Here is a 17127-nt window from a genome sequence, read left to right as displayed (position 1 = left end):
GCCATACCCCCCAGCACAATCGCACTCACCTGCCCTAGCGGGCCGCTGACCATGGCCACGGCAAACACCGCCGCCAGGGCAATGCCTGCCCGCGTTTTATCCGGGCAAAGGTTGCGCGCCATGCCCCATACGGCATGGGCCACGATGGCCACCGCGACGATTTTCAAGCCGTGGATGATGCCGCTGGCCATCGGCCCATCCAGCACCGCCGCCCCCATGGCGAACAGCGCCAGCACCAGCGCGGAAGGCAGCGTAAAGGCCAGCCAGGCCATGGCCGCCCCCCAGGGGCCAGCCCGCAGCAGGCCCAGGGCAAACCCCACCTGGCTGCTGGCCGGGCCGGGCAAGAACTGGCACAACGCCACCAAATCCGCATAGGCTTTCTCGCTGAGCCACTGGCGGCGGGCCACGAACTCCGTACGAAAATAGCCCAAGTGTGCCACCGGCCCGCCAAACGAGGTAAGCCCCAGCGCCAAAAAGGCCCAGAACACCTCTCGAATGCGAGCAGGCGATACGGCAGTATCAGAGGAAGGACGGGGTTCCGACATAAGCTCGGCTCCTTGCAACGTTGAACAACAGGCAGCCGATAACCATACACGATTTTATTGACATGCCCATGACGGTTGAGCAACGTTGAGAATCTTTCCAACGCCACCTACCAGGAGCCCCCATGGCCCATCATTCAGAAGAGTTTCTACGCCTTGCAGAAGCCGCCAAACAGCGCACCACCCAGGTATCGCCCAGCGATGCCAAGCAGCGCATCGCCCAGGGCCACGTGGTGCTGGACGTGCGAGACAAGGAAGAGTACGAGCAGGGGCATATCGAAAACGCCCTCAACATCAGCCGGGGCACGCTGGAAATGCGCATCCAGGAAGCGATTCCCGATAAAGACACGCCCATTGTGTGCCACTGCGCAGGCGGCAATCGCGGCGCCCTGGCCGCCGACACCCTGCAGCAACTGGGCTATACCCAAGTCGTGAATATCGAAGGCGGCTTGAAGGCGTTTAAAGAGGATAAAACGTCGTAAGCCGCCGGGTCTTCAGGTCGCTGCTATTCAAATCAGATGACGTTTAATCAGTCACTGCACCGGTACTAGCCGAGCTGACCAGCCTGGTATACTTCGCTAGCACCCCCTTACCGTAGCGCGGTGCTGGTTGCTGCCAAGCCGCGCGGCGGCGTGCCATCTCTTCGTCACTGATATGAACATCGATGGTATCGGCTTCCGCATCGATGGTGATGGGATCACCATCCTCAACCAGCGCCAGCGGGCCACCGTCGAAAGCTTCCGGGGATACATGCCCCACCACGAACCCGTGGCTGCCGCCCGAGAAGCGGCCATCGGTAATCAGCGCTACGTCATTGCCCAGACCACGCCCCATAATCGCCGAAGTAGGCGTCAGCATTTCACGCATGCCGGGGCCGCCTTTCGGGCCTTCGTAGCGAATCACCACCACATCACCCGCCACCACGGAGCCATCGTTGATGCGCGCCTGCGCTTCCTCTTCCGAGCCAAACACCCGCGCCGAACCACTAAAACGAGTGCCCTCTTTGCCGGTGATTTTCGCCACCGCCCCTTCCGGCGCCAGGTTGCCAAACAGGATACGCAGGTGGCTTTCAGCTTTTATCGGGTTGCCCAACGGCGCGATGATCCGCTGATCCATCGGGTAGGGCTCCACGTCAGCGAGGTTTTCTGCCAGGGTCTTGCCGGTCACGGTCAAGCAGCGGCCATTGAGCAGCCTGGCATCCAGCAGGATTTTCATTAGCGGCTGAATACCGCCAATCGCCACCAGCTCACTCATCATGTAGTGGCCACTTGGGCGCAGGTCGGCCAGTACCGGCACTCGTTTACCGATCTCGGTGAAGTCGGCAAGGGTTAATTCGACACCGATGGTGCGTGCCATGCCAATCAAGTGCAGGACCGCGTTGGTGGAACCGCCCAGCGCGATGACCACGGTGACAGCGTTCTCGAACGCCTCCCGGGTCATGATGTCGGAAGGTTTGATGTCCTGGGCCAGCAGCGCCAGCACGGCCTCACCAGCAGCTTTACAGTCATCACGCTTCGCTTGGGAAATCGCGTTCTGCGCCGAGCTGCCCGGCAGGCTCATGCCCAGCGCCTCGATGGCCGAAGCCATGGTATTGGCGGTATACATCCCCCCACAGGAACCGGGACCGGGAATCGCGGTCTCTTCGATGTTTTTCAACTCGATCAGGTCGATGTCGCCCCGTGAATGGGCTCCCATGGCCTCGAACACCGAGACGATATCGGTGTGTCCCTTGCCAGGCATGATGGTGCCACCGTAAACGAACACGCTGGGGCGATTCAGCCGCGCCAAGCCCATCACGCAGCCCGGCATGTTCTTGTCGCAGCCACCAATGGCCACCAGACCATCGAACCCTTCACAGCCCGCCACGGTTTCAATGGAGTCAGCGATCACTTCCCGCGACACCAGCGAGTACTTCATGCCTTCGGTGCCGTTGGCAATACCATCCGAAATGGTGATGGTATTGAAAATCACACCTTTACCACCCGCTGCGTCAGCCCCATCGCGGGCCAACTCTGCCAGCTCGCCAATATGGCTATTGCATGGCGTCACCATGCTCCAGGTCGAGGCAACCCCCACCTGTGGCTTTTGAAAATCGTCATCGTTGAAGCCCACGGCGCGCAGCATGGCACGGCTCGCCGCTTTACCGGGGCCATCCACCACCCTGGCAGAGTGGCGGCGGGTATCAGGGTAGGTCGGCTCGGTCATCACGGACTCCTCTTCATTGCATGGCAGAGGGAACAGCTTGGCGATATATCGCATATCCCGCAAGGTACTTAACTGATGGCGCTAACGCCGTCACTGGCATCGCGCTTTATTTTTCACAGAGTGTTAACTACAGTTGACACTCAGCGTACTGCCAACTACAGTTATCAGATGATCGAGTTAATCAAAACCGATGTGTTCGATGGGTGGCTGCGCGAACTTCGCGATATGCGTGCCCGCGCCAAAATTGAAGCCCGCGTCCGCCGTTTGAGCCTAGGTAACCCGGGCGATGTAAAACCGGTCGGCAAAGGTGTTTCCGAACTACGCATTCCCTATGGCCCAGGCTATCGCGTCTATTTTATGAACAAAGGGCCAGTGATCGTGGTGCTACTGTGCGGTGGTGATAAAGCCAGCCAATCCCACGATATCGAGCAAGCCAAAGCCATCGCCGCCCAATGGAAGGAGTAACCTCATGACCGTTCCTACTGTCACTTTCAGTCATTACGATACTGCTGACTATCTTCAGACCGAAGAAGATATTGCCGCTTATCTAGATGCCGTCATGGAAGAAAATGATCCCGCCCTGCTGGCTGCCGCACTCGGCGATATCGCCCGTGCACGCAACATGAGTCAGCTCGCCAAAGATGTTGGTATGAGCCGCGAAGGACTCTATAAGGCTCTTTCAGGTGAAGGCAATCCGGCCTTCTCGACCATCAGCAAAATCGCTAATTCTTTAGGCATGCGACTGTCGATAAGGCCGCTATCACAACCAGACACGCACAACTAATACATCCCACACACTGTCTTCCTTCATCTTATGGCACCATAGCGTGACCGCACCCCCGTGACGCCGATTGCCGTGAAGGAACGCCGCCGTATGCCTGCCAATGCCCTGCTCTCTCCCACTTCGCTCACCCCTGGGTTCATGGTGGTGCACGCCAATCGCCTGGAGGACTTGCGGGGGCTGGCGGTGGAGTGGATGCGCCTGCACCCGCTGGGGCCGCTGGAGAACGAAACCATTCTGGTCCAGAGCAACGGCATTGGGCAGTGGCTGAAGCTTGCCTTGGCGGAAGACCCCGGCAACGGCGGCGCGGGCATTGCAGCAGCGCTGGACGTGATGCTGCCCGCGCGGTTTTTATGGCAGGCCTACCGCCGGGTGCTCACCCACGTTTCCCACGATGCCGACGCCGTGCCGGAAACCTCGCCGTTCGATAAATCGCGCCTGGTGTGGCGGCTGCTGCGTCTGCTGCCTACCCTGGCCGGGCAGCCGGTGTTCGAACCACTGGCGCAGTTTCTGGAAACCGACCGCGACCAGCGCAAGCATTACCAGCTGGCCGAGCGGCTGGCGGACCTCTTCGACCAGTACCAGGTGTACCGCGCCGACTGGCTGGACGCCTGGGCCAACGGCCACGATGTGCTGATTACCGCCCGAGGCGAACACCGCCCGCTGGAAGAGCACCAGCGCTGGCAGCCTGCGCTGTGGCGCATCCTGCGTGACGATGTGGCCGCCACCCAAGGTGATGCCGGGCTGAACAGCAGCCGCGCCCAGGTACACCAGCGCTTTTTGAAAGCCACCGAACAGCTGGAAGGCCAGGCCTGCCCGCCGCGGCTGCCCCGGCGGCTGATCATCTTCGGTATTTCGTCGCTGCCTCAGCAAACCCTGGAAGCGCTGGCGGCGCTCTCCCGCTGCTGCCAGATCGTGCTGTGCGTGCACAACCCCTGCCAGTTCTACTGGGCGGACATCATCGAACACAAAGACCTGCTGCGCGCCCAGCGCTATCGCCAGCGGCGCAAGAGCGGCATGCCCGACACGCAGGACGTACTGGGCACCGGCGATGCCGATGACGCCCTGCACTTGCACGCCCAGCCGCTGCTGGCCGCCTGGGGCAAGCAGGGCCGCGACTACCTGCGGCTACTCGATGAGCACGACGACGCGGGCAACTACCAAACGCTTTTCGAGCAGCAGGCGCTGCGCATCGATATGTTCGAGCCGTTCAGCGGCGAGGAGCGCCACTGCCTGCTCAGCCAGCTGCAAGACGATATCCGCGAGCTGCGCCCGGTGGCAGAAACCCAAGGCCAGTGGCCAGCGCTGCCCGCCACCGATGACTCCATCGTGTTTCATATTGCCCACGGCCCCCAGCGGGAAGTGGAGATTCTCCACGACCAGCTGCTGGCCGCCTTCAGCGCCGACTCCGCCCTGCGCCCGCGCGATATCATCGTCATGGTGCCGGACATCGACCGCTACGCCCCGCACATCGAAGCGGTATTTGGCCAGCTGCCCACGGACGACCCGCGGCATATTCCCTACACGCTCTCGGACCAGGCCAGCCGCCACCGCCTGCCGCTGATGATCGCGCTGGAAAAACTGCTGCGCCTGCCAGAGCTGCGCCTGACGGTCAGCGATGTGCTCGACCTGCTGGAAGTGCCCGCCCTGCGCCAGCGCTTTGGCCTGGAAGAGCGCGACCTGCCGGTGCTGGAGCGCTGGATGGAAGGCGCGGGCATCCGCTGGGGGCTGAACGCCCAGCAGCGCCAGCGGCTGGAGCTGCCCGGCGGGCTGAGCCAGAACACCTGGGCCTTCGGCCTGCGCCGCCTGCTGCTGGGCTACACCGTGGGCGACGGGCACGCCTGGCAAGGCATCGAGCCGTTCGATGATATTGGCGGCTTGGAAGCGGGCCTGGCAGGGCCGTTGGCCACGCTGCTGGAGAAGCTCGACGCCACCTGGGAAACCTTCTGCCAACCCACCGATGCCGCCACCTGGGTCGCGCGGCTGCGGGCACTGCTGGAAACCTTCTTCCTCACCGACGATGCCCAGGAAAGCATCATGCTCACCAAGCTGGAAAACGGCTTGCAGCAGATGCTGGAAAGCAGCCAGGAGGCGGAACTCAACGACCCGCTGCCGCTCTCCATGGTGCGCGAACACTGGCTGGCACACATCGATGAACACAGCCTTTCCCAGCGCTTTTTGGCCGGGGCGGTCAACTTCGCCACCCTGATGCCCATGCGTGCCATCCCCTTCAAACGGGTGTGCCTGCTGGGCATGAACGACGGCGACTACCCCCGCTCCCAGCCACCGCTGGATTTCGACCTGATGGGCAGCGACTACCGTCCCGGCGACCGCTCCCGCCGGGAAGACGACCGCTACCTGTTTCTCGAAGCGCTGCTCTCCGCCCGGGACCAGCTCTACATCAGCTGGATGGGCCGCAGCCAGATCGACAACTCCCCGCTGCCCCCCTCGGTACTGGTGGGCCAGTTGCGCGATCATTTGGAGGCTGGCTGGCAAACGCACACCGGCGCGCCGCTGCTGGAAAGCCTCACCACCGAACACCCGCTGCAGCCGTTCAGCCGCGCTTACTTCAACCACCCGGCGGGCCGCCTGTTCACCTACGCCCACGAATGGCGGGAAGTGCACGCCCCCCGCACGCCGCACGCGGTGGAGCGCATGCTACCCGCGCCGGAAAACGCCCCAACCAGCCTCTCGCTGGCGCAGTTGGGCGGTTTTCTGCGCGAGCCGGTGCGCAGCTTCTTCAATACCCGGCTGGGGGTCTATTTCGAGCAAGAGGCAATCGCCGAGCTGGACGCCGAGCCCTTCGCGCTGGATGGCCTGCAAAACTGGCAGCTTCAGGACCAGCTGATTGCCGCCCAGCGCCACGCGGTGGACCACGGCCAGTCGCGTATCGAGGCGCTGCACGACGCGTTGGAGCGCTTTCAAGGCCAAGGGGTACTGGCCATGGGTGCCTTCGGCGAGCGCATGCGCGATGCCCTCGCCGACCCCATGGAAGAGTTGTTCAACGCCTACGAAGAAGCGCTCACGGCGTGGCCGCACGCGCTACCAGACGCACAGGTGCAGTTCGAGGCCCACGGCCTCACGCTGGAAGAACCCCTGGGCGAGCTGCGCCAGGATGAGGCAGGCCAGCGCTGCCGCCTGCTGCTGCTCAGCAGCAGCCTGATTAGCCAGGGCAGCGGGCGCGGCCAGTACCGCTGGAGCCACCTGCTGCGCCCCTGGGTCGCCCACCTGGCAGGCAACCTCAGCGGCCCGATGACCACCCTGCTACTTTCCAAAGCCGGGCATGTAACGCTGGAACCCGTAGCCGCCGACACCGCCCGCCAGCACCTGGAAGCCCAGCTCGCCGCCTGGCAAGCGGGCCTGCAAACCCCGCTGCCGCTGGCCCCACAGGCCGGTTTTGCCTGGCTGGCCAAGCAAGGCACGCCGGAAATAGCGCAGGAGAAAAGCCGAGACAGCGACGCCTTTGCTGCCGCCGAAGCCGCCTATGAAGGAGGTTACAAGGTCACCGGCGAAGCCGCGCAAAGCGCGTATTTAAGCCACCAGTGGCCCCGCTTCGAGCGGCTGTTTTTCGAGCAGGCCAACGGGCACACTTTTGCCACATTGGTGGATGCGCTCTACGCGCCGCTTCATCAGGCCGTCAAAGGGTAAACCAGCAAGGGGTTACACCGCGTCGAGCGTTTCCACATCGAACGCCACAATCTGGCGTTTGGCGCTGGAGAACTCGACGCCGATCAGGTGTATGGGCTTGCCAGAGGCACGGTACTTGTCGGCGTACCCCTTCTGCTTGATTTGCGCCAGCGCCTGACCTTCCGGCAGCTGCTCCACCACTTTGAACTCGAACAGGTAGATACGCCCGCCAAAGTTCACGCTCATATCCACCTTGCCGTGGTGGCTGGCATCTTCCACCGTTACATCCAGCCCCAGGGCCGCGAAGTGGCTGTAGAAGATGCTGGCATAGACCTTCGAGACAGTATGTCCTTCGTAGCGAGCAATCGGGTTGTTGCGGTACCAGTCATGGGGCAGCCCGGCATAGAGTGCCTTTAGGTGCGCTTCCAGCCCAACCAGGTCATGCTGGCTTAAATGGCGGAACAACGTCCTGCGTTCACGCGGGGCGTTTTCAACCCCCAGCGACGGCAGCAAGGCGTGGTTGAGGCTGGTTTCCACCTCACGGTTAGGGAAGCCAAGCGTGTACTGGCGGTATCCCAGCAGCGGCTCCTCTACCTGCTGGATAGTCAGGTAGCCGGTTTGAAACAGCAGGCCTTCGGTGCTGATCTGATCCACATCGAACTGGCTGAGCAGTTCATACTCGGTTTCCCAGCGATCCAATGAAGGCGTAAATACCCCCCGCTGTTTGAGAATATCGACCAGAAACGTCGGCGTGGCAGACTCGAACCAATACGGCGCGAACTCGCGCTTTTGAAACAGCAGCAGCACATCAAACGGGTTGTAGACAGACACCACCTCACGCCCACCCCAGCGGTAGCCGTTGTACCACTGACGAATGGCCTCACGATCCAAGCCGGGTAATTCCGGTGCGAACACCGTATCGATGTCTTCGTCGGTATAGCCGCAAAGCGTGCTGAAAGGGGCGTCCAGAGTGATGTCATTGAGGTTGTTCAACCCCGAAAACAAGCTCACCTTACTGAACTTGGAAACCCCGGTGAGCAGCACGAAGTGCAAATGAGGGTCGGCATCTTTCAGCACGCTGTAGAGGTTCTTCAGCCCTTCGCGCAGCTCCCGAGCGCGCTCAGGTTGCAGAATGTTATCCAGAATCGGCTTATCGTATTCATCGATCAGAATCACCACGGGTTGGCCGTATTCGCGGTGAGCTACATCGATAAGCTCAGCAAAGGCGTCTGGAATGTCTGCATAGCTTATCGCTGGGAGGCCTAATCTTTCGCTATTTTTAGCGAGCTGATAATGGATCCGACGATCCAGCTCACCACGGTCTTGAGTAACACCATTAGCTGTAGGGTCCCGGATGATCAAATCGCCTATAAGAGTTATCCTCTGCTAGCCGCCAGGGAGCTTCTTCAGCAATTCATCCGGGAACAGGTTCATGAACATCAAGCTGCATAAACAAGCGACGACGACACCGAAGATCCGTGCCGAGATCCAGGCAGCGCCTTCCAGCATCACGGATAGCGAACTGGCCCGGCAGTATGGTGTCGCTACTGCGACCATCCGGCGATGGCGTTACCGCGACGATGTCCATGACCGACCGCATACCCGTCACAACCTCCTGGCCACGCTCACAGCTGAGCAGGAGGAGGTGCTGATCACGGCTCGTGAGTTCCTGCGCCTCGGCTTGGATGACCTCCTCGTTGTGGCGCGTGAGTTCCTGAGCCAAGGCTTGTCGCGCTCTGCCTTGCATCGCATGCTCAAGCGGCGTGAGGTGCCGACGTTGGCGGAACTGGCGCGGCAAGATGCCGGTGGCGACGAGAAGCCCCGGCACAAGCCCTTCAAGGACTATGAGCCGGGCTACGTGCATATCGACATTAAGCACCTGCCTCAAATGCCCGACGAGGAGCAGAAGCGCTACTTGTACGTTGCCATCGACCGTGCGACACGCTGGGTCTACCTGGAGGTCCGAGGCAGCCAGTCCGCGAAGGATGCTCGGGCGTTTATGAATCAGGTGGAGAAAAAGGTGCCCTTCAAGATTCAGACGGTGCTGACCGACAACGGCAAGTCGTTTACGGATCGCTTCACGCGGGCAGGTGAGCGCAAGCCCAGCGGGCGCCATCCCTTCGATCAGGAGTGCCTGGCCCACGGGATTGAGCACCGCCTGATCAAGCCGGGAAGGCCGCAAACGAATGGAATGGTGGAGCGCTTCAACGGCCGTATCAGCGACGTGCTAGCGACCCGGCGCTATACCTCAGGCGAAGACCTCGAGCAGACGCTTAAGCGATACTGCTGGCTGTACAATCACCACATACCGCAGAAAGCGCTGCATCATCAATCGCCGATCACGGCGATGAAGGAATGGCAGGCCAAGCGGCCTGAGTTATTTACCAAACGGGTGGTCAATCACACGGGACCCGACAATTAGCAAAGCTGATACGAATGACCGGGTAACGCTGTTGCCAGTCCCACCTGTCGTGAATATGGAGCCCCTCGAACAGCGCCTGGCGGCCCTCGAACAGGCAGCGCAGCGTATCCAGCAACAGGCTTTTGCCGAAGCGGCGCGGCCGCGAGAGAAAGTAGTATTTGTTCTGGTTGACCAGGCGCTCGATATGCGGCGTTTTATCCACGTAATAATAGTCGCCCTCGCGGATATCCGAGAACGTCTGAATCCCGATGGGGAGCTTACGGCGATGGGCATCCTGCACGGCGGCCTCCAGAACACAAAGTGCGATACCACGAGCAGTTTAGCATGCGGCTGATTCAAGCAGCAGGCGCGAATGCGCGCCACGATGTCAGGGGTAAGCGCACCGGAGCAGTTGGCAGCGATACCTCACACCCTGCCCTCTTTTGCCCTAACTTGCGGGCAGGTGAGCGACTATCCGCCATCGGGAATAGAGTGCTAACCTTTAAAACATTAGCGTTCAGCGAGGAGCAGACCCCATGCGTCTTTCTCAATCACAGCGTGAGCTTATTCTGGCAGCCGTCCGTGAGTTTGCTGGGCCTTCGGTGGCCGTGCATGTATTCGGCTCGCGACTAGACGATGGTAAGCGAGGCGGCGATGTCGATTTACTGCTTATCTCACCCACCGCTATTTCGCTACTTGCCTGCGCTGAACTCAAAATGGCGCTTGAACAGCGCCTCCAGCTACCGTTCGATCTCGTGACCTACGTTAAAACAGCGGAACCCACCCCGTTTCAAGCCATGGCGCTCGCACAGTCACGCCCAATAACGCTCGAGGAGGCGGCATGAGCCAGGATGTCCTTAGCGAACAGCAACGTTATCTGTCGCAGCTGCTTGAAGCCATCCAGCGTTGCGCTTGGTTTCTTCACCAGTCACGCAAAAAAGTCACATGGCCTTTGGACGGTGATTGGTTAGCCGACCATAAAAAAGACGTCGACCTTTTTGAAACCCTGGCCGCTATCAATGAGCGCTTTGCCAAACTCCAGGACTCCATTGCGTCTGCCATGAGGCACAGCGCTCTGTTGGCAGGTGAATCGACTGACAGCTTTCTCAAAGTCCTTTCGCTGTTTGAAAAACAAGGCGTCGTGGACGCCACCAGCGACTGGCAGCGTTGTCGTGCCATTCGCAATATTGCCGCTCATGATTACTCGACGCACTACGCACAAATAGCAGAGCACTTTAACCTGTTGAACGAACTTTCTGACGTTCTTCTCATGACGTCAAAAAGACTCGTGACATGGAGCGCTGAACAATTAGGGATTTTTCCAGCCACCCAAGACTTCTCCAGCGAGTTCGATAGCGTCTTTCAAACCAGCCTCTAACGCTGCTTTGCTCTTTTGCCCAGCACCCGGCGACGCGATATAGTGCCGGTGCCTTGGGTCACCCACCCAAGGCGCTTTGCTTTCCGCCTGCCGTGATGTTCGGAGAAGAAGAATGAGCCAGCCCGCCCCGCTGAACCCGCTGACGCTGCCGCTTCACGGCAGCCGTTTGATCGAAGCCAGCGCGGGCACGGGGAAAACCTTCACCATCGCGCTGCTTTACGTGCGCCTGGTGCTGGGCGGGCAGCACGGCGAGGACGACACCGCCTTCGTGCGCCCGCTCACCCCGCCGGAAATTCTGGTGGTCACGTTCACCAACGCCGCCACCCAGGAGCTGCGCGAACGCATTCGCCATCGGCTGGTGGAGGCGGCGGCCGTATTTCGTGATCAGGGTGAAGACTCTCTTCTTCTGGCGCTGCGCAGCCAGTACCCCGAGGCCACCTGGCCCGCCTGCGCTCGCCGCCTGGAGCTGGCCGCCGAGTGGATGGACGAAGCCGCGGTTTCCACCATCCACAGCTGGTGCTACCGCATGCTGCGGGAACACGCTTTCGATAGCGGCAGTCTGTTCTCGCTCAACCTGGAAAACGACCAGCACGAACTGGAGCAAGAAGTGGTGCGCGATTACTGGCGCACCTTCTACTACCCGCTGGACGCCGAGGCGCTGGGCAGCATCACCGGCTACTGGAAATCCCCCGACCACCTGCACCAGGACGTACGCAAGCTGCTCCACGAAAGCGACGCACTGGGCGCGCTACGCCCCGAGCCAACCCACACGCTGAGCACCGCCGCCGCCGAACGCAGCGCCCTGCTCAGCACCCTGAAAGCCCCCTGGCCCGAATGGTTGGACGACCTGGTGCCCGCGCTGGAAGACGCCGCCCAGCGCAAAGCCTTCAAAGGCCAAAGCTTCAACGCCAAAAGCCGCGCCAACTGGCTAGGCGCACTGCGGGAGTGGAGCGACAGCGACCTAGAGCGCCCCGCGCTCACCCCCGCCGCTTGGAAACGCCTGACCCCGGGCGGCATGGCGGAAATATGGAAAGAGGGCGCGCCACCCTGCCCGAAGGCCTGGCAAGCGCTGGCCGAGCTGCCCGCCGCGCTCAACACGCTGCCCGAGCCACGCAACGACCTGCTGATTCACGCCGTGCAGTGGTGCAAAGTACGCCTGGAGCGGGAGCAGGAGCGCCGCGCCGAAATGGGCCCCAACGACCTGCTCACCCACCTGGACCGCGCCCTGCAAGGCCCCAACAAGGAGGCGCTGGCCGCGCAGATACTGCGCCAGTTCCCCGTGGCGCTGATCGACGAATTCCAGGACACCGACCCCATCCAGTACCGCATCTTCAACGCGGTGTATGAAGTCGCCAGACCCCGCCGCGACGCCGCCATGCTGCTGATCGGTGACCCCAAGCAGGCCATTTACGCCTTTCGCGGCGCGGATATCTTCACCTACCTGAAAGCCCGCGAAGACACCGCAGGCCGCCACGTAACGCTGGGCACCAACTTCCGCTCCAGCCGCGCCATGGTAGCGGCAGTGAACCACTGCTTCCGCTATGCCGATGAACACCCGGCAGGGGCCTTCCTGTTCCGCGAAGAAGGCGGCGACAACCCGCTGCCGTTTCTGCCGGTAGACGCCAAAGGCCGCCACGAATGGCTGGTTCACCAGGGCCAACCGCTGCCCGCCATGACGCTCTGGCCGCTCGCCGCCGACGAGCCGCTCTCCAAAACCGCCTACCAGACCGAGATGGCCGAACGCTGCGCCTCGTACATGGCGGAACTGCTCAACGCTGGCCAACACGGCAAGAGCGGCTTTCAAACCGACGACGCCCTCACCCCGCTCAAGCCTTCCGATATGGCGGTGCTGGTGAACGGCCTGCAGGAAGCCCGCGCCATTCGTCAGGCGCTGGCCAACCGAGGGGTGAAGAGCGTGTACCTTTCGGACCACGACAAGGTGTTCAGCTCGCCCATGGCCGCCCAGGTAGAGCGCTGGCTGCGCGCCTGCGCCGAGCCGCTGGCCAGCTCCCGCCAGGCCGAAGCGCACCTGCGCGCCGCGCTGGCCACCCCAGTGCTGGGGCTCAGCCTTGCCGAGCTGGACCACCTGCAGCAGAACGAGCTGGCCTGGGAAGCGCGGGTCGAGCAGTTCAGCCACTACCACCGCCTGTGGCAGCGCCAGGGCGTGCTGCCGCTGGTGCGCCGCATCATGGTGGATTTCGAGATTCCCGCCCGCCTGCTGGCAGAGTTCGAAGAGGGTGAGCGCTTGCTCACCGACCTGCTGCACCTGGGCGAACTGCTGCAACAGGCCAGCGCCGAGCTGGACGGCGAACACGCGCTGATTCGCTTTCTGTTTGATGCCATTGCCGACCCGGAAAGCCACGGCGACAGCCACAAGCTGCGCCTGGAGAGCGACGCGGATCTGGTCAAGGTGGTCACCATCCACAAATCCAAAGGGTTGGAGTACCCGCTGGTGTTCCTGCCCTTCATCGCCAACCACCGCCCGGTGAAAGCCGAAGACGTACCGCTGCGCTGGCACGACAGCGAGGGCAACCTGCAGCTCAGCCTGGATGCCGATGACACGATACTCGCCACCGCCGACCGCGAACGGCTGGGGGAAGACCTGCGCAAACTCTACGTGGCGCTCACCCGCGCCCGCCACGCCACCTGGCTGGGGCTGGCCCCGCTGAAAGGCTTGGAAAACAGCGCGCTGGGCTATCTGTTGACCGGTGGCAGCACCCTTTCCCCCGATGCACTCCCCAAGGCGCTCGATGCCCTGGTGGAAGGCAGCGACATCCACCTCGGCACGCCGCCCGAGCCCACCGCTGATCGCGTGACGTCCGTGGCGGAAAGCAGCGCCCTGGGCCACGCCCGCACGCCCACGCGCCCGGCCAAAGAGCACTGGTGGATTGCCAGCTACTCCGCGCTGCGGCTTTCCGGCACGCTCACCGCCCCGGTGCTGCCACCGCTGGAGCCCACCACCGCCCAGGAAGCCACCGCCTTCGAAGTGCTGGATGAACCTCAAGAACTATCTCAAGAACTATCTCAAGAACGATCCCAACCGGAAGCGTATCACCTGCACAAATTCCCCCGTGGCCCCGGCCCCGGCACCTTTCTACACGGGCTGCTGGAGTGGGCGGGCAAGCAAGGTTTCGATGCTGCCGCAAAGGATAGAGACGCGCTCAACGACATGCTGTGGCGGCGGGTGCAGCTACGCGGCTGGCAAGCATGGCAAGAGCCGCTGGCGGGCTGGCTAAGCGCCCTGCTCACCACGCCGCTACCGCTGGCCGCGCCCACCCCGAAAAGCGTGGCGCTGAATGAGCTGGAAAGCTACCAGGTAGAGCTGGAGTTCTGGTTTGCCGCCAAGCGGGTGAACACCCAGGCCATCGACGCGCTGGTGAGCAAGCACTTACTGCCAGGCATCGAGCGCCCCGCGCTGGATGCCGACACCCTCAACGGCATGCTGAAAGGCTTCATCGACCTGGCCTTCGAGCACCAGGGGCGCTTCTACGTGCTGGACTGGAAATCGAACTACCTGGGCCCCAACGACAGCGCCTACGAACCCGAGGCCCTGCGCCACGCGCTGCTCGCCAAACGCTACGACCTGCAGGCTGCGCTCTACCTGCTCGCCATGCACCGGCTGCTCAAAGCGCGCCTGCCGGATTACGACCCGCACCAGCACTTGGGCGGTTCGATGACGGTATTCCTGCGCGGCAGCCGCAGCCCTGGGCGTGGCGTAGTGGGCGAACCCGCCCCGGTTGAACTCATCGAAGCCCTGGACAGCCTGTTTGCAGGCGAGCCCCACGCCACCCAGCAGGAGGCCACGGCATGAGCCGCCAGCACGACACCCACACCTTCGACATGTTCGGCGATGCGCCCACCGCCAGCGCTCACCCTGCACTCAGCAGCACCCCGGAACTGCTGGCCCTATGCGAACGCTGGGTAGCACGCGGCTGGCTGCGGGACCTGGACCGCGCCCTAGTGCGTTTTCTCGCCAGCGAAGCACCGGATGCGCCCACGCTGCTGCTACTGGCCGCCGCGCTGGCCAGCCACCAGCTAGGCCGGGGCCACGTGTGTCTGGACCTCAACGCCACGCTCAACGCGCCGGATTTCGCCCTTTCGCTACCGCCCGAAGGCGACGACCTCACCGACCCGCCGCCGCTACCCAGCGACGTGCTGGCCACGCTCACGCTCAGCGAATGGCAAGCCGCCCTGCACCACCCGCTGCTCACCAGCGAAGGCCCCGGCAACACGCCGCTGGTAGTAGTAACCACTCACTCAGCCAGCGGCACGCCCAGCACCCGGCTCTACCTGCGGCGCTACTGGCAGTACGAGCAAAGCCTGCACCAACACATCGCCGCCCGCCTGGAAGGCACAGGCTCAGAAAGCCAAAGTGGGAGGCCAATTCATTGGGCGATGGGTGACGCCAGTCACCCTGGGTTACTCCCCCAAGCCCTGAGCATTCTGTTCAAGCCAAGCAACGCCCTGGACTGGCAAAAAACCGCCTGCGCCCTGGCCGCCCGCAGCCGCTTCGGCATCATTACCGGCGGCCCCGGCACCGGCAAAACCACCACCGTGGTGCGCCTGCTCGCCCTGCTGCAAACCCTGCAACTGGCCCAGCACCCCAGCCAGCCGCTGCGCATCCGCCTGGCCGCCCCCACCGGCAAAGCCGCCGCCCGCTTGAACGAATCCATCGCCGGGCAAGTCGCCAAACTCCCCTTCACCGACCTCACCATGTTGCTGAAAGGAGCCAAGAGGGAAGAAGCTGGAGGTGATAAAGCCATGCAGGATGAAGCTTTGTCAGAAGGTGCTCTAAAGGAGAAAGCCTTGTGGGAGGGAGCTTCAGCTCGCGATGATTCACCCACAGAACAACTATCAGCCACCATCCCCACAGAAGTCACCACTCTGCATAGACTACTCGGCGCACGCCCCGACACCCGCCACTTCCGCCACAGCGCCGCCAACCCGCTGGCCCTGGACGTACTGGTGATCGACGAAGCCTCGATGGTGGATATCGAAATGATGGCCGCCACCCTCAGCGCCCTGCCCGCCCATGCCCAGTGCATACTGCTGGGGGACAAAGACCAGCTCGCCTCGGTAGAGGCCGGTTCGGTACTCGGCGACCTGTGCCGCCGCGCGGAAGCCGCCCACTACACCCCGGCCACCGCCGAATGGCTGGCCCAGGCCACCGGCCAGCCGTTGCCCGCAGAGTTCATCGATCCCGCAGGCCAACCGCTAGACCAGGCCATTACCATGCTGCGGGTCAGCCACCGCTTCAATGAACACAGCGGAATCGGCCAGCTCGCCAAGGCCATCAACCAGCCGGGCCATGCCCAAACCGAACGGGAAAAGCAGCAGGCCGTCACCGCCGTGCTGCGCCACGGCTACCCGGATATTCACCATTTGGTGATGAGTGACGACGCCGCGCTGGATAAGCTGGTAATTCACGGCAGCCCCAGCGGCTTTGCAGGCAACGGCGAAGGCCGCACCGACCACCAGGGCCAGCCCATCGCCCCGCCCACGGGCTACCGCCACTACCTCAAGGTGCTGCAAGCACAGCGCCCACGGGGGGAATCCTTCGAGGAGAGCCCCGCCGTCTACAACGCCTGGGCCAGCGAAGTACTCAGCGCCTACAGCCACTTCCAACTGCTGTGCGCGCTGCGCAAAGGGCCTTGGGGGGTTGAAGGCTTGAACCAGCGCATCGCCAGCACGCTGCGCCGCGAAAAGCTGCTGTTCGGCAGCGACTACACGCTGGAGAAAGGCTGGTTTGAGGGCCGCCCGGTACTGGTCACCCAAAACGACTACGGCCTGAAACTGATGAACGGCGATATCGGCATCACCCTGGCCGTACCCGACCCGCGCAAACCACAGCAACGCTTGTTGCGCGTCGCCTTTCCTTCATCAAGTGCCGACAGCGGCACCGACAAACCCATCCGCTGGGTGCTGCCTTCTCGCCTGCACGCAGTGGAAACCGTGTTTGCGATGACGGTGCACAAATCCCAAGGCTCGGAGTTCTTGCACACTGCCCTGCTGTTGCCGCCCACGCTGAACCCGATTCTGACCCGCGAGCTGGTGTACACCGGCATCACCCGCGCCCGCGAATGGCTCACGATGGTGGAAGCCAAACGCGGGGTGTTGAATGAGGCGGTGGTGAGGGAGGTTGTTAGGGTTAGTGGGGTTAGTGGGGTTAGGTAAACATAAACCTTTAGTAATA

13 protein-coding genes are annotated in these 17127 nt (G+C 62.4%); 9 read left to right on the top strand and 4 right to left on the bottom strand.

Features of this window, described 5'->3' with window-relative positions; translation table 11 throughout:
• Window positions 1-545: chromate transporter (locus tag HSS18214_RS0117235; protein ID WP_016916520.1), on the bottom strand; the 545-nt coding region annotated here is incomplete at its 3' end.
• 122 nt (window positions 546-667) lie between these two features.
• Between HSS18214_RS0117235 and HSS18214_RS0117230 the strand changes: the two genes are divergently transcribed.
• Window positions 668-1024: a rhodanese-like domain-containing protein gene (locus HSS18214_RS0117230; protein WP_016916519.1), complete on the top strand. Its 357-nt coding sequence runs from the start codon at window positions 668-670 to the stop codon at window positions 1022-1024.
• A gap of 43 nt (window positions 1025-1067) precedes the next feature.
• Here the strand turns inward: HSS18214_RS0117230 and ilvD are convergent, their stop codons facing one another.
• Entirely contained in the window at window positions 1068-2747 is a 1680-nt protein-coding gene (gene ilvD, locus HSS18214_RS0117225) for a dihydroxy-acid dehydratase (protein WP_016916518.1), read from the bottom strand.
• Window positions 2748-2822: 75 nt separating this feature from the next.
• Here ilvD and HSS18214_RS0117220 point away from each other — a divergent pair, with 75 nt between their 5' ends.
• From HSS18214_RS0117220 to recC, 3 genes are all read left to right on the top strand, one after another.
• On the top strand, window positions 2823-3212 hold the full coding sequence (locus HSS18214_RS0117220; RefSeq protein WP_016916517.1) for a type II toxin-antitoxin system RelE/ParE family toxin: 390 nt from the start codon (window positions 2823-2825) through the stop codon (window positions 3210-3212).
• 4 nt (window positions 3213-3216) lie between these two features.
• Window positions 3217-3531, top strand: a complete 315-nt coding sequence (locus tag HSS18214_RS0117215) for an addiction module antidote protein (RefSeq protein ID WP_016916516.1) — start codon at window positions 3217-3219, stop codon at window positions 3529-3531.
• A gap of 90 nt (window positions 3532-3621) precedes the next feature.
• Complete coding sequence (gene recC / locus HSS18214_RS0117210; protein ID WP_016916515.1) at window positions 3622-7176, top strand: exodeoxyribonuclease V subunit gamma; 3555 nt, start codon at window positions 3622-3624, stop codon at window positions 7174-7176.
• 12 nt (window positions 7177-7188) lie between these two features.
• Here the strand turns inward: recC and HSS18214_RS18425 are convergent, their stop codons facing one another.
• Window positions 7189-8517, bottom strand: coding sequence for a PD-(D/E)XK nuclease domain-containing ATP-binding protein (locus HSS18214_RS18425; RefSeq protein WP_202801292.1), 1329 nt, complete (start codon window positions 8515-8517; stop codon window positions 7189-7191).
• Window positions 8518-8587: 70 nt separating this feature from the next.
• Between HSS18214_RS18425 and HSS18214_RS0117200 the strand changes: the two genes are divergently transcribed.
• Window positions 8588-9577 carry an IS481 family transposase gene (locus HSS18214_RS0117200; RefSeq protein WP_016916514.1) on the top strand — a complete coding sequence of 330 codons (990 nt, stop codon included), beginning with the start codon at window positions 8588-8590 and terminating at the stop codon, window positions 9575-9577.
• Here the strand turns inward: HSS18214_RS0117200 and HSS18214_RS0117195 are convergent.
• Entirely contained in the window at window positions 9552-9857 is a 306-nt protein-coding gene (locus HSS18214_RS0117195; protein ID WP_026002017.1) for an AAA family ATPase, read from the bottom strand. The genes HSS18214_RS0117200 and HSS18214_RS0117195 overlap by 26 nt on opposite strands.
• A gap of 235 nt (window positions 9858-10092) precedes the next feature.
• Between HSS18214_RS0117195 and HSS18214_RS0117190 the strand changes: the two genes are divergently transcribed.
• From HSS18214_RS0117190 to recD, 4 genes are all read left to right on the top strand, one after another.
• Window positions 10093-10401, top strand: coding sequence for a nucleotidyltransferase domain-containing protein (locus HSS18214_RS0117190; protein WP_016916513.1), 309 nt, complete (start codon window positions 10093-10095; stop codon window positions 10399-10401).
• Window positions 10398-10934, top strand: coding sequence for a hypothetical protein (locus HSS18214_RS0117185; RefSeq protein ID WP_016916512.1), 537 nt, complete (start codon window positions 10398-10400; stop codon window positions 10932-10934). The genes HSS18214_RS0117190 and HSS18214_RS0117185 overlap by 4 nt, the downstream gene beginning before the upstream one ends.
• A 112-nt stretch (window positions 10935-11046) precedes the next feature.
• On the top strand, window positions 11047-14745 hold the full coding sequence (gene recB / locus HSS18214_RS0117180) for an exodeoxyribonuclease V subunit beta (protein WP_016916511.1): 3699 nt from the start codon (window positions 11047-11049) through the stop codon (window positions 14743-14745).
• Entirely contained in the window at window positions 14742-17108 is a 2367-nt protein-coding gene (gene recD, locus HSS18214_RS0117175; RefSeq protein WP_016916510.1) for an exodeoxyribonuclease V subunit alpha, read from the top strand. Before recB ends, recD begins: the two co-directional genes overlap by 4 nt.
• Window positions 17109-17127 lie beyond the last annotated feature (19 nt).

The sequence above is a fragment of the Vreelandella stevensii S18214 genome (genome assembly GCF_000275725.1).
Taxonomy (GTDB): Bacteria; Pseudomonadota; Gammaproteobacteria; order Pseudomonadales; family Halomonadaceae; genus Vreelandella; species Vreelandella stevensii.
Note: the sequence above shows the minus strand (reverse complement) of the source record. Positions and strands in the feature narration are given on the sequence as shown.